Below are 12,672 nucleotides of genomic sequence, written 5' to 3'. Positions count from 1 at the left end.
TCTGGTGAACAGCTTGAAAGGGGCATCCAGTCGGGTACTTAAAAAAGAGCGGCCAGATATAGCAGCCAAGTTCTACTACAAGGGGGCGTTGTGGTCGCCATCCTACTTTGCGTCAAGCTGCGGTGGGGCTCCGATAGAGATCATTCGACAGTACATAGAGCAACAACAAACGTCCCATTAACCACGGAACGGCTACGCCGTTCACACCTTATATCCCCGCCATGAATGACGGGGATATAAGGTGTTTATGGTAAAATCCTCTTATTTTGGCGCTATTCACATGACTTCGATTACCTGGCCACCTACGGCCTCTCTTTCGTTTTTACAACAACGCGCCCGGCTGCTGGCGCGGATCCGTGGCTTCTTTGCCGATCGTGGTGTGCTGGAAGTCGACACCCCGACCCTGGCCAGTGCTGGCGTGACCGACGTACATCTGGACAACTTCGAGACCCGCTTCGTCGGCCCCGGCATGGCACAAGGGTTGGCGCTCTACCTGCAAACCTCACCGGAATTTCACATGAAGCGCCTGCTGGCGGAGGGCTGCGGCGCCATCTACCAGATCTGTAAAGCCTACCGCAACGAAGAGTCGGGGCGGCTGCACAATCCGGAATTTACCATGCTGGAATGGTATCGGCCCGGCTTCGATCATCACTTGCTGATGGATGAAATGGCCGACTTGCTGCAGGCGGTGCTGGGGGGCGGCGCGCCCACTAGACTCAGCTACCAGCAGGCGTTTATCGATACCTTGGGCGTGTGCCCACTGACCGGCTCGCTGGACCAATTACGTGCCGCGGGCCTGGGTTTGGGGGCCGACGACCTGATGGCCTGTGAAGAGCACAGAGATACCCTGTTGCAGCTGCTGTTTGCGCTGGGGGTCGAGCCCCGTATCGGCCAGAGAGAGCCCTGCTTCGTCTATCACTTTCCGGCCAGTCAGGCGGCACTGGCCCGGATCAGCCAGCAAGACGCCCGAGTGGCGGAACGGTTCGAGGTCTACTTCAAAGGTATCGAGCTGGCCAACGGCTTTCATGAACTCAGTGATTCAGCCGAGCAGCGTCGCCGGTTCGAACAGGATAATCAGGAGCGGATACGACGGGGCTTGCCGACCCGCCCGGTGGATGAGTATCTGCTGGCGGCGCTGGAGGCCGGGCTGCCGGACTGCGCCGGGGTGGCGCTGGGCGTAGATCGGCTCGTCATGTTGGCACTCGGCGCCGAACGGCTGGATCAGGTGATCGCCTTCCCGGTCACCCGCGCCTGAGCATTCAGTACCTTGGCGCCGCCTGGTTCAGGTTCGTCGCCGATGGGGGTATCATGGCGGGTATGCAGATAGTGCCCAGCCATTACCAACCTAATCAAACGGATAGTTTCAATGCTGTTGATGATCGATAACTACGACTCCTTTACCTACAACCTGGTGCAGTATTTCGGTGAGCTGGGGCAAGAGGTGCTGGTGCGCCGTAACGATGACATTACCCTGAGCGAGATGGCCGACTTGCAGCCGGACGGGCTGGTGATTTCGCCCGGGCCCTGTACCCCCTTTGAGGCGGGAGTGTCGCTTTCGGCTATCGAACACTTTGCCGGACGCTTGCCTATTCTCGGGGTCTGCCTCGGTCATCAGGCCATTGCGCAGGCGTACGGGGGCAAGGTGGTGCGGGCGCGCCAGGTGATGCACGGCAAGACCTCGGCCATTCGCCATACCGGCCAGGGCCTGTTCGCCGGCCTGCCGGACCCGCTTACCGTGACCCGTTATCATTCGTTGGTAGTCGAGGCCCACAGCCTGCCGGACTGCTTCGAGCTGACGGCCTGGACCGAGAACGAGGCCGGCGAGCGGGACGAAATCATGGGCATGCAACACCGTAGTCTGCCACTGCACAGCGTGCAGTTTCACCCCGAAAGCATCCTGACCGAAGGCGGCCACCGGCTGCTGAACAACTTCCTCTCGCTCATTTAAGCCTTACACCTTCCTTTTATGCCGCCGGCAGTGTATTAGAAATTCTACTGATGGCTTCCGATATTAGTTTTACTTATCGGGGCTATCAGTGTTTTTCGTTCGTCAGCGGTCTGCATACCGGGAATAATGGTATTTCCGCCTTCTCCGGACGGTCTTTGGAAATTTTTTTTGTTTGCCCGTTTATGCAGCCTGTGTCCGTCTTCATCACCGGACCGACGTTTTTGGTGCGAGCTTATGCAATATCTATGACTATATTTTTATAATTTACCGAACAATCAACTGAGTTGTTTCCGTTTTGTAGAGACAAGTCACCAAGGGTTTGCAATAATACTCGTGAATTTACATGGATTTAACTTTTATCGCAGAGCAAGCTGCGGTATTCGAGGAGCAAAGCATGTCTGATATGGCAGTCACCCGCGAATTATTCGACCAGGTCATGGTCCCAAACTATTCTCCTGCCGAGGTCATCCCGGTACGGGGCCAGGGCGCCCGCGTATGGGATCAGCAAGACCGTGAATACATCGACTTTGCCGGCGGCATTGCGGTCAACTGTCTGGGCCATTGCCATCCGGCGCTGGTTTCTGCATTGAAAGAGCAGGGCGAAAAGCTCTGGCATCTGAGCAACGTCATGACCAACGAGCCGGCCCTGCGCCTGGCCAGTAAAATGGTCGACGCCACCTTCGCCGACAAGGTGTTTTTCTGTAATTCAGGCGGCGAAGCCAACGAAGCCGCCTTCAAGTTGGCCCGTCGTTATGCCATCGACCATTTCGGTCCGGAAAAAACCCAGATCATCGCCTTCAAGCAGGGCTTTCACGGTCGTACCTTCTTTACCGTAACGGTCGGTGGCCAGGAAACCTATTCCGATGGCTTCGGTCCCAAGCCGGGTGATATCGACCATGTGGCCTATAACGATCTGGATGCGCTCAAGGCCATCATCTCCGATCGCACCTGTGCCGTGGTCATGGAGCCACTGCAGGGTGAAGGCGGCATCATCAGCCCGGATGCGGACTTTGTGAAAGCCGTGCGTGAGCTGTGTGACGAGCACAAGGCGCTGCTGGTATTCGACGAAGTGCAGACCGGCGTGGGTCGCACCGGCGCCCTCTATGCCTACATGGATCTGGGCGTGACCCCCGATATTCTGACCAGTGCCAAGGCTCTGGGCGGCGGTTTCCCCATCGGCGCCATGCTCACCACCGGTGCCATTGCGGCCTCTCTCAAGGTCGGCACTCACGGCTCCACCTACGGCGGCAACCCGCTAGCCTGCGCGGTGGCCGAGGCGGCGTTTGATACCGTCAACACCGATGCGGTGCTGAACGGGGTGAAGGAGCGTGAGTCCTGGTACCGGGAAGGGCTGGAAGCGATTAACGCCAAATACCAGTGCTTCGAGCAGGTTCGGGGCAAGGGCCTGCTGCTGGGTTGTGTGCTGAACGAGAAATATCAGGGCCGTGCCCGCGACTTCCTGATGGCCTCGATGGAAGAGCAGCTGATGGTGCTGGTTGCTGGCGCCAACGTGGTTCGTTTCGCTCCTTCACTGGTGATCACCAAGGAAGAAGTGGCTGAGGGTCTGGCACGTTTCGAGCGCGCTGTGGCCCGGGTTGTTAACAGATAAACCATTCCGGCGACAGGAATTCAGGGCGGGGCAGGGTTGCCTCGCTCTGGTCGCCAACTTTGTAATAAGGAGTTCTGCATGTTGGTGATTCGCCCCATCGAGCAGAGAGATTTACCCACCCTCAAGCAGATCGCCATTGAGTCCGGCCACGGTTTTACCTCGCTGCCGGTGAACGATGAGTTGTTGCAAAACAAGATAGATCACTCCCTCGCTTCTTTTGCCAGCCGACCGGCGGGCAAGGGAGAGTGCCTCTATTTCTTTGTGGCGGAAGACAGCGACACCGGCGAGGTGCTGGGCACCTCGGCCCTGGACGCGGCCGTGGGCCTGTCTTCTCCCTTCTATACCTATTTGCTGGGCAAGCAGGTGCACAGCTCGCCGAAGCTGGGTATCTATAACGTGGTCGATACCCTGACCCTGACCAACGACTACACGGGCGTCAGCGAGCTGTGCACCCTGTTTTTGCGGGAATCGGCGCGCAAGGGCCTGAATGGCCGCCTGTTGTCCAAGTGCCGCTTCATGTTTCTGGCCGAGTTTTCCGAGCTGTTCGATCACCGGATCCTGGCGGAAATGCGAGGTGTGTCCGACGAACGCGGCAGCAGCCCCTTCTGGAGCTGGTTGCAAGAGCACTTTTTCTCCATGGACTTCCCGACGGTGGATTACCTGACCGGCATAGGCCAGAAGGGATTTATCGCCGATCTGATGCCAAAATACCCGATCTACGTCAATTTGCTGTCAAAAGAAGCGAGAGCCGTGATCGGCAAGACCCACGACAAGACCCGGCCGGCATTGCGCCTGCTGGAGGAGGAAGGTTTTTCCTGGCGTGGTTATGTCGACATCTTCGACGCCGGCCCCAGCGTGGAGTGCGATCTCAAACAGATCCGCACCGTGCGCAACAGCCGCCAGTTGAAGGTGCATATTGGCGAGCCGCTGGATGCCGGCAAGCATCTGATCAGTAATACCCGATTCGATGGTTTTCGGGCCCTGATCGGGGATCTGGCAGTTAATGAAGAAAAAGCCCAGGCGGTGATGACTGAAGAGGTTGCCCGCTTGCTCAAGGTGGAAGACGGCGATACCGTCCGGGTAGTGGAGATGAATCGATGACTGAAGCAGTACAATACATTAATGGCCAATGGCTGGCAGGAGAAGGCGACGTCTTCGTATCACTGGATCCGGCCAAAAATGAAGAAATCTGGCGCGGTGCGGCCGCAAGCTCCGATCAGGTGGATACGGCCATAGCCGCCGCACGCGAGGCGGCGGTAGCCTGGGCCGAGCGGGACATCAGCGAACGCCTGGCCATTGCCAAACGCTACGCCGAGCTGTTGACCGAGCACAAGGAAAACCTGGCCCGCCTCATCGCCCGTGAAACCGGCAAGCCCCAGTGGGAAACCCTGACCGAGGCGGCGGCCATGGTCGGCAAGGTCGGTATTTCCGAAAAAGCCTATTTCGAGCGTACCGGTACCGTGGAAAATCCCATGCCCGGTGCCCGGGCCTTCGTCCGTCACAAGCCCCATGGTGTAGTGGCGGTGTTCGGCCCCTATAACTTCCCCGGCCACCTGCCCAACGGCCACATAGTACCGGCATTGATCGCCGGCAATACGCTGGTGTTCAAGCCCTCGGAGCTGACCCCCATGGTGGCCCAGGAGATGGTCAAGTTGTGGGAGCAGGCCGGCTTGCCCGCCGGGGTACTGAACCTGGTGCAGGGCGAGGTCGACACCGGTAAGGCGCTGGCGGCGCACCCGGGCATCGACGGCCTCTTCTTCACCGGCTCGTCGCGCACCGGCAACCTGCTGCACAATCAGTTTTCCGGCCAGCCCGGCAAGATACTGGCGCTGGAAATGGGCGGCAACAATCCGCTGGTAGTGACCCAGGTAGAAGACGTGGACGCTGCGGTACATACCATAGTGCAGTCCGCCTTTATCACCACAGGTCAGCGCTGCACCTGTGCCCGTCGTCTGCTGTTGCCGAACGGCGAAGCCGGCGACCGCATCCTGGCGCGGCTGCTGGACGTGACCAAGGCCATCAAGGTCGGCCAGTATGACGCAGATCCCCAACCATTCATGGGCTCGATGATCTCGCAACAGGCCGCCAAGTCCATGGTTGCCGCCCAGGCGCATCTGCTGGCGCTGGGTGGAGAGTCCCTGCTGATGCTCAAACACCTGCAGGCCGGTACCGGTCTGGTGTCGCCGGGTATCATCGACGTGACCGCCATTGCCGAGCTGCCGGACGAGGAATACTTCGGCCCCCTGCTACAGGTGATTCGTTATGACGCGCTGCCCGAGGCGCTGACCATTGCCAACAACACCCGTTACGGGCTGTCGGCCGGTCTGCTGTCCGACAGTGCCGATGACTGGGACTACTTCTTCCGTCGCATCCGGGCCGGCATCGTCAACTGGAACAAGCCGATCACCGGCGCCTCCAGCGCGGCGCCCTTCGGTGGCATCGGCGACAGCGGCAACCATCGCGCCAGCGCCTACTATGCCGCCGACTACTGCGCCTATCCGGTGGCCTCGGTAGAGGACGACAAGGTCAGCATGCCGGCGACCCTGTCACCGGGCCTGACTTTCTAACGACCATCGGGTCTGAGCAGACGAAAGGGGAACGCCATCGCGTTCCCCTTTTTTCGTCTGCTGGGGAGGGGTGCAGTTGGCCCCGATTATTGGTACAAATAGCGGCATCGATATCGAGAACAAGCATCAAGAGCATAGGGAGTAAGGATAATGAAACTGGCATTTATCGGACTGGGCGTGATGGGCTTTCCCATGGCAGGACACCTGCAGCAGGCCGGACATGACGTCTGTGTCTATAACCGCAATGCGGACAAGGCTGCCGACTGGGTGTCTCGACATGGCGGTACCAGTGCGGGCACTCCGGCACTGGCGGCCAAAGACGCTGACATGGTGATGTTGTGTGTCGGCAACGACGACGACGTCCGTGCCGTGGTCTACGGTGATGACGGCGTGCTCGCAGGCATCAAGGCGGGCGCGTTGTTGGTGGATCACACCACTACTTCGGCCATATTGGCCGAAGAGCTGGCGGTGGCGGCAAATAAAGTCGGCGCCCGCTTCATCGATGCGCCGGTCTCCGGTGGTCAGCTTGGGGCGGAAAACGGCGCCCTGACGGTGATGGTCGGCGGTGGTGAGGCTGATGTGGCCGAAGCCAGCCCTGTGCTGGCCGCCTACGGCAAAAAAGTGACCCGACTGGGCCCGGTTGGTGCCGGCCAGCGCTGCAAGATGGTGAATCAGATCTGTGTGATTGGCGCGGTACAGGGCATAGCCGAAGGCTTGATGATCGCCAAGAAGGCCGGGCTGGACATTCCGATCCTGATCGAGGTGTTGGCCGGTGGCGCCGCCCAGAGCTGGCAGCTGCAAAATCGGGCCCAGACCATGGCGGAAGGCGAGTTCGACTTCGGTTTTGCCGCTCAGTGGATGCACAAGGATCTGGGCATCTGTCTGGATGAAGCCGAGCAGCAGGGGCTGACCTTGCCGCTGACCGAGCACGTACACAAGGTATATGAAACGCTGCTGGCCGACGGCTTCGGTCGTTGCGACTCCACCGTGGTGATCAAGAGTCTGGAATCCTGAGCCGAAACATGAGATGTCGGTTGCCGTCGCAGCGTGGAGCCATGGCTCCCTTTTTGCCCTTGAGGCCGCTGACAACGCTGGCGGTCGTAAAGGTGGTCGGCTATGCTGTTTCGGCTGTGGCCTTGGGCTACAGGCATTTTTCCTTGCGGTTATGTGATGTTTTCCGCAGTTTCCGCACAAAACAACGGCACTTGATATTTGGCATCAAGACAAAGGCTTTGCTTGAGCCTTAAATTTGAATACAGTGGGCAACCACTTAATGCCAAGTGAGAAAGGATCCCCTATGAATAAGACTCAGCTTGTCGATGCAATTGCCGCCAAAGCAGATCTGAGCAAGGCTCAGGCCAAGGCAGCCCTGGAAGAAGTAATCAACGGTATCACCCAAAGCCTGAAAGAAGGTGACCCGGTGCAACTGGTCGGTTTCGGTACATTCAAGGTAAATCACCGCGCCGCACGTACCGGCCGCAACCCCCAGACCGGCAATGAAATCCAGATTGCTGCGGCCAACGTGCCAGCCTTCGTGGCCGGCAAGGCGCTGAAAGACGCCATCAAGTAACCGCTTCCAAACCCGGCTTTCGCCGGGTTTTTTTCCCCTCCGTACTTGCTCCTTTAATCCTTAGGTTGTTATAACTGACACAGGTTATAAGTGAACCCAGTCTGTTCCCGACTCAGGGAGGCTATGATGGAAGTGAACGCGATTCGACAGGTGGCAACGCCATGGGCCGGTGCCCGGGGCCTGGCCAAGGGGCTGATGCTGACCGAACTGCATCAGGATGTATGGAATGGCCAACTGGTGCTGTCGATGGGCATGCCCACCGATATCGATAGCCCGCCTCAGATCATCTATCAGCTGGAGTTTGATCATCTGTTTGGCTATCAGGTGCTGGAAGGGGCCGATGTGCTGGATTTTATGGACGACGATGAAACCGATATCGACAGCCAGATCCAGCTGATTACTCCCTCTCGCTTTCTGACCTGGTTTCACCAGCAGAGCCAGGGCACCCATTTGGATGAGGACATTCAGCATTACCGTATTGCGAGCTGGGATTATTGTGTCGACGTACTAACGGCCCAGGCGCCGAAGGTACGGCGTAAAGCAGGAGTCATATGAACGGATTTATTCTGATTGCCCACGGCAGTCGCCGGGCGGCGGCCAACGAGGAAATCGCGGCCTTTGCCCGGAGCCTGAGCACCAGCATGGCCGAAAATTTCGAGCTGATGGGGCACGGTTTCTGGGAACTGGCCGAGCCGACTCTGGAGCAGGCTATCGACCAGCAGGTGGCCGCCGGGGCCAGAGACATCAAGCTGTTCCCGTATTTTCTGGCAGAGGGCAAGCATGTGGTCAAGGACTTGCCCTCGGTACTGGTACAGAAGCGGGAGCAGTATCCCGACGTCAATCTCACCCTGTTGCCCCATCTCGGCGCCCTGCCGGGTTTTGCCAACTGGCTGGGACATCAGTTATAAAAAAGAGCCCGATCGGGCTCTTTTTTCATTACATGTTTGCATAGTGTCAGTTGGTATCAAGGCCTGGCCAGATGCCAGACATCGAATTTGCCATCTCCCGATATATCACCCGCCTGTTTGTCTTCTTTCCACAGATATAACGGCTGACCCTGGTAGCTCCATTGCAGGCTGCCATCGGCCCGGGTCACGATGCCGTAGTCGCCGTCGGCTGTGTCATCGCTGGTAGCGGCCAGCGGTGGCCAGTTATCTGCACAGGTGTCGTTACAGTTGCTGACTCCTTGTGTATCTTTGTCAAACACATACAGGCTCATGCCGATTGTGTTAGTCAGTATTTCTCCCTCCGGGGTATCGGCCATCTGCACCGGCGCGGCCAGCGCCTGCAGGCTGAAGGTCAGGGTTAAACCGATCAATGCTTTATGAAACATCCGTTACTCTCCTCGATGGGGGCTTCTGGGTAAATAGAGGCTTATGGATAGATGCCTGCACCAGATAGTCGATGGCACCTGATTAGATAGTAGGCGGTTTTTATGCGATGCGATGTAAGGTGCCAATTCAGCGATAGGCGTACGGTTCGTAAGGATCCCTTTTAATTCCATTAAACAAATGATCTATTTCATTTCTGTACCAATGTCGGACAAAGAGTCTGCTCCACCGACCCGCTTCAAGCACATCCTTGTAACGCTCAGCACATGACATCCGACCGCCATGGAAGGCGGTCAGATGGCATGTCCGAGCCTCCAGGGAAGGATTCATGGCGTGTCGAGGGAGGTGGCTGTGTTGCCTCTGGGGTGCAGGCTAAAATCTTGATCAGATTGGTATTATAAAAAAAGCGGCCCGAAAGGGCCGCTCTGGTTTGCAGGCGAATAGTGCTTATTGCTGCTGCTCGCGGGCGATGGCGCGGTAGGCGATGTCGCTGCGGCTGAACACGCCTTCCCACTCGATCTGACGTGCCGCGGCATAGGCGTTGGCCTGAGCCTCGGTCACGGTATTGCCCAGGGCGGTGGCGCACAGTACCCGGCCGCCGGAGGTAACCAGCTTGCCGTCCTTGAACTTGGTACCGGCATGGAACACCTTGGCGGTGTCGGTTCCGGCGGGAATGCCGGTGATGGTATCGCCCTGGCGATAGTGGCCGGGGTAGCCACCGGCGGCCAGTACCACACCCACGGAGGCGCGGGGATCAAAGTCGGCGGTAACCTGGTCCAGGGTGCCGTTACAGCCGGCCAGACACAGTTCCACCAGATCGGACTGCAGGCGCAGCATGATCGGCTGGGTTTCCGGATCGCCGAAGCGGCAGTTGAACTCGATCACCTTGGGCTGACCGGCTTCATCGATCATCAGACCGGCGTAGAGGAAGCCCTTGTAAACATGGCCTTCGTCTGCCATGCCACGTACGGTCGGCATGATCACCTGCTCCATGATGCGATCGTGGATTTCCTGCGTTACCACGGGGGCCGGGCTGTAGGCGCCCATGCCACCGGTGTTGGGGCCGGTGTCGCCGTCGCCGACGCGCTTGTGATCCTGGCTGGTGGCCATGGGCAGCACATGCTCGCCGTCTACCATGACGATGAAAGAGGCTTCTTCGCCGTCGAGAAATTCTTCGATTACCACCCGGCTGCCGGCGTCGCCGAAGGCATTGCCGGCCAGCATGTCGCGTACTGCGGCTTCGGCTTCGCTCAGCGTCATGGCCACGATCACGCCTTTACCGGCGGCCAGACCGTCGGCCTTGACCACGATGGGGGCGCCTTTTTCACGCAGGTATTCCAGAGCCGGCTCCACCTGGGTGAAGTTCTGATAGTCGGCGCTGGGGATCTTCTGGCGAGCCAGAAAGTCCTTGGTGAAGGCCTTGGAGCCTTCCAGCTGTGCGGCGGCCGCACTGGGGCCGAAAATGGTCATGCCCTCGGCTTCGAAGGCGTCGACCACACCGGCCACCAGCGGGGCTTCGGGGCCGACGATGGTGAGGCCGACTTGCTCTTTCCTGGCGAAGGCCAGCAAGTCCTGAATGTCGGTGGCAGAGATGGCCACGTTGGTCAGGCTGGGCTCGAGCTCGGTGCCGGCGTTGCCGGGGGCCACGAATACCTGGCTGACGTTGGGAGACTGGGCGGCTTTCCAGGCCAGGGCGTGTTCACGACCGCCACCGCCGATTACCAATACCTTCATGGTCTGTTCCTTAAACTGTTAACGCGAAAACGGGGGAAGGAGCCCAGGGGACGGAAGGGTTCGCCACGCCGACACGCCATAAACCCATCCTTGGGGGCTCGGACATGCCATCCCTGGCATGTCACGGTCGGCTTAGGCGATTCCCTTCCATCCCCTCTTGCATTCGAGCCGCCTGTCTGGCGGTGAACGCAGTCTCCTGCCTGTTAGTGGCGGAAGTGGCGCATGCCGGTGAAGACCATGGTCATGCCATGCTCGTCGGCGGCCTGGATGACTTCGTCGTCACGCATGGAGCCACCCGGCTGGATCACACAGCTGATGCCGGCGGCGGCGGCTGCGTCGATGCCGTCACGGAACGGGAAGAAGGCGTCGGACGCCATTACCGAACCTTCTATCTTCAGGCCTTCGTCGGCGGCCTTGATGCCGGCAATTTTGGCGGAGTAGACGCGGCTCATCTGGCCGGCGCCCACGCCGATGGTCTGAGCGCCCTTGGCGTAGACGATGGCGTTGGACTTGACGTACTTGGCCACTTTCCAGCAGAACAGTAGATCCTGCAGTTCTTCTTCGGAGGGCTGGCGCTTGCTGACGACCTTGAGATCGTCCAGGCCAATCATGCCCTGATCCCGGTCTTGTACCAGGATGCCGCCGTTAACGCGCTTGATGTCACGGCCCTGAGTCTTGGCGCCCCATTGGCCACATTCCAGCAGGCGGACATTTTTCTTGTCGGCCACGGTCGCCTTGGCGGCGTCGGAGATGCTGGGGGCAATGATCACTTCTACAAACTGGCGCTCAACAATGGCCTTGGCCGTGGCTTCATCCAGCTCACGGTTAAAGGCGATGATGCCGCCGAAGGCGGAAGTCGGGTCGGTCTGGTAGGCGCGCTCGTAAGCTTCCAGCAGGTTATCGCCCAGGGCTACACCGCAGGGGTTGGCGTGCTTGACGATCACACAGGCCGGCACGTCGAATTCTTTCACGCATTCCAGGGCGGTATCGGTATCATTGATGTTGTTGAACGACAGCTCTTTGCCCTGCAGCTGAGTCGCGGTGGCAACGGACGCTTCATCGATGTCGTTTTCCACATAGAAGGCGGCGTTCTGATGGCTGTTTTCGCCGTAACGCAGATCCTGCTTCTTGGTGAACTGGTAATTGATGGTGCGCGGGAAGGCGGAGTCTTCGCTGGCCGCGTGATAGGCCGGAACCATGGTGCCGAAGTAGTTGGCAATCATGCCGTCGTACTGAGCGGTATGTTCGAAGGCGGCAATGGCCAGGCTGAAACGGGTGGCCTGAGTCAGGCTGTTGTTGCCTTCGTCCATCTCACTCAGCAGACGATCGTAGTCACTAGCGTTCACCACTATGGCCACGTCGTTGTGGTTTTTGGCTGCCGCACGTACCATGGTCGGGCCGCCGATATCGATGTTTTCGATGGCATCTTCGAGGGTGCAGTCGGCGTTGGCCACGGTGTTGGCGAAGGGGTAGAGGTTAACGACAACCATGTCTATGGGCTGGATGGCATGCTCGGCCATGATGGCATCGTCCTGGCCGCGACGGCCGAGGATACCGCCGTGAACCTTGGGATGCAGGGTCTTGACCCGGCCGTCCATCATTTCCGGGAAGCCGGTATAGTCAGACACTTCGGTAACGGGCAGGCCCTGTTCGGCCAGCAGGCGGGCGGTGCCACCTGTGGACAGCAATTCCACGCCGCGGGCGTGCAGGCCCTGAGCGAAGGCGACGATGCCGTGTTTGTCGGACACACTCAGCAGAGCACGGCGAATGGGTCGAGCAGTTTCCATGGGTTCTCGTTCCTTTAACGATCTATCGGGGGGTTTGGTAAAGTCGACTGCGGGGTCATAATGTCGACTTTACCAAACCGCCTGGTACGCCAGAACAGAGGCGGCGTATTCTACTGTATTTTGCCG

At 58.9% G+C, this 12,672-nt stretch carries 13 protein-coding genes; 10 read left to right on the top strand and 3 right to left on the bottom strand.

Annotation, left to right across the window (positions count from 1 at the left end; all coding sequences use genetic code 11):
* The 10 genes from UN63_RS03550 to UN63_RS03505 all read left to right on the top strand — a co-directional run.
* A partial coding sequence (locus UN63_RS03550; protein WP_146084709.1) for a transposase occupies positions 1-181 on the top strand: 181 nt, incomplete at its 5' end.
* Between the two features lie 99 nt (positions 182-280).
* The gene (gene epmA / locus UN63_RS03545; RefSeq protein WP_104485412.1) at positions 281-1,255 is read left to right on the top strand and encodes an elongation factor P--(R)-beta-lysine ligase; all 975 of its coding nucleotides are present in this window, start codon (positions 281-283) and stop codon (positions 1,253-1,255) included.
* Between the two features lie 111 nt (positions 1,256-1,366).
* On the top strand, positions 1,367-1,948 hold the full coding sequence (locus UN63_RS03540; protein ID WP_104485400.1) for an anthranilate synthase component II: 582 nt from the start codon (positions 1,367-1,369) through the stop codon (positions 1,946-1,948).
* A 394-nt stretch (positions 1,949-2,342) separates the two neighbouring features.
* A complete protein-coding gene (locus UN63_RS03535) occupies positions 2,343-3,557 on the top strand; it encodes an aspartate aminotransferase family protein (RefSeq protein WP_104485399.1) in 1,215 nt (404 codons plus the stop codon).
* A 78-nt stretch (positions 3,558-3,635) separates the two neighbouring features.
* Complete coding sequence (astA, locus tag UN63_RS03530; RefSeq protein WP_104485398.1) at positions 3,636-4,658, top strand: arginine N-succinyltransferase; 1,023 nt, start codon at positions 3,636-3,638, stop codon at positions 4,656-4,658.
* Positions 4,655-6,124, top strand: coding sequence for a succinylglutamate-semialdehyde dehydrogenase (gene astD, locus UN63_RS03525; protein WP_104485397.1), 1,470 nt, complete (start codon positions 4,655-4,657; stop codon positions 6,122-6,124). The genes astA and astD overlap by 4 nt, the downstream gene beginning before the upstream one ends.
* Before the next feature lie 150 nt (positions 6,125-6,274).
* Positions 6,275-7,138: an NAD(P)-dependent oxidoreductase gene (locus tag UN63_RS03520; protein WP_104485396.1), complete on the top strand. Its 864-nt coding sequence runs from the start codon at positions 6,275-6,277 to the stop codon at positions 7,136-7,138.
* A gap of 283 nt (positions 7,139-7,421) precedes the next feature.
* Complete coding sequence (gene hupA / locus UN63_RS03515; protein ID WP_104485395.1) at positions 7,422-7,694, top strand: nucleoid-associated protein HU-alpha; 273 nt, start codon at positions 7,422-7,424, stop codon at positions 7,692-7,694.
* A 123-nt stretch (positions 7,695-7,817) separates the two neighbouring features.
* Positions 7,818-8,249 carry a hypothetical protein gene (locus UN63_RS03510; protein WP_181068164.1) on the top strand — a complete coding sequence of 144 codons (432 nt, stop codon included), beginning with the start codon at positions 7,818-7,820 and terminating at the stop codon, positions 8,247-8,249.
* Entirely contained in the window at positions 8,246-8,602 is a 357-nt protein-coding gene (locus UN63_RS03505; RefSeq protein WP_104485393.1) for a sirohydrochlorin chelatase, read from the top strand. Before UN63_RS03510 ends, UN63_RS03505 begins: the two co-directional genes overlap by 4 nt.
* 56 nt (positions 8,603-8,658) lie before the next feature.
* Here UN63_RS03505 and UN63_RS03500 read toward each other — a convergent pair whose 3' ends face one another.
* The 3 genes from UN63_RS03500 to purH all read right to left on the bottom strand — a co-directional run bounded on the left by UN63_RS03500 (position 8,659) and on the right by purH (position 12,546).
* On the bottom strand, positions 8,659-9,027 hold the full coding sequence (locus tag UN63_RS03500) for a COG4315 family predicted lipoprotein (RefSeq protein ID WP_104485392.1): 369 nt from the start codon (positions 9,025-9,027) through the stop codon (positions 8,659-8,661).
* Between the two features lie 445 nt (positions 9,028-9,472).
* Positions 9,473-10,759 (bottom strand): phosphoribosylamine--glycine ligase, encoded by a 1,287-nt coding sequence (gene purD, locus UN63_RS03495; protein ID WP_104485391.1) that lies wholly within the window; start codon positions 10,757-10,759, stop codon positions 9,473-9,475.
* 203 nt (positions 10,760-10,962) lie between these two features.
* On the bottom strand, positions 10,963-12,546 hold the full coding sequence (gene purH, locus UN63_RS03490) for a bifunctional phosphoribosylaminoimidazolecarboxamide formyltransferase/IMP cyclohydrolase (protein WP_104485390.1): 1,584 nt from the start codon (positions 12,544-12,546) through the stop codon (positions 10,963-10,965).
* Positions 12,547-12,672: the final 126 nt, after the last annotated feature.

The organism is Oceanisphaera arctica, from assembly GCF_002936955.1.
GTDB classification, from domain to species: Bacteria; Pseudomonadota; Gammaproteobacteria; order Enterobacterales; family Aeromonadaceae; genus Oceanimonas; species Oceanimonas arctica.
Note: the sequence above shows the minus strand (reverse complement) of the source record. Positions and strands in the feature narration are given on the sequence as shown.

What these genes read in the sequence shown, in the direction of transcription:
- UN63_RS03520 (WP_104485396.1), top strand. Translation starts at nt 6,275, where the DNA reads ATGAAACTGGCATTTATCGGACTGGGCGTGATGGGCTTTCCCATGGCA.
- UN63_RS03535 (WP_104485399.1), top strand. Translation starts at nt 2,343, where the DNA reads ATGTCTGATATGGCAGTCACCCGCGAATTATTCGACCAGGTCATGGTC.
- astA (WP_104485398.1), top strand. Translation starts at nt 3,636, where the DNA reads ATGTTGGTGATTCGCCCCATCGAGCAGAGAGATTTACCCACCCTCAAG.
- UN63_RS03505 (WP_104485393.1), top strand. Translation starts at nt 8,246, where the DNA reads ATGAACGGATTTATTCTGATTGCCCACGGCAGTCGCCGGGCGGCGGCC.
- UN63_RS03540 (WP_104485400.1), top strand. Translation starts at nt 1,367, where the DNA reads ATGCTGTTGATGATCGATAACTACGACTCCTTTACCTACAACCTGGTG.
- purD (WP_104485391.1), bottom strand. Translation starts at nt 10,759, where the DNA reads ATGAAGGTATTGGTAATCGGCGGTGGCGGTCGTGAACACGCCCTGGCC.
- astD (WP_104485397.1), top strand. Translation starts at nt 4,655, where the DNA reads ATGACTGAAGCAGTACAATACATTAATGGCCAATGGCTGGCAGGAGAA.
- UN63_RS03500 (WP_104485392.1), bottom strand. Translation starts at nt 9,027, where the DNA reads ATGTTTCATAAAGCATTGATCGGTTTAACCCTGACCTTCAGCCTGCAG.
- UN63_RS03510 (WP_181068164.1), top strand. Translation starts at nt 7,818, where the DNA reads ATGATGGAAGTGAACGCGATTCGACAGGTGGCAACGCCATGGGCCGGT.
- purH (WP_104485390.1), bottom strand. Translation starts at nt 12,546, where the DNA reads ATGGAAACTGCTCGACCCATTCGCCGTGCTCTGCTGAGTGTGTCCGAC.
- hupA (WP_104485395.1), top strand. Translation starts at nt 7,422, where the DNA reads ATGAATAAGACTCAGCTTGTCGATGCAATTGCCGCCAAAGCAGATCTG.
- epmA (WP_104485412.1), top strand. Translation starts at nt 281, where the DNA reads ATGACTTCGATTACCTGGCCACCTACGGCCTCTCTTTCGTTTTTACAA.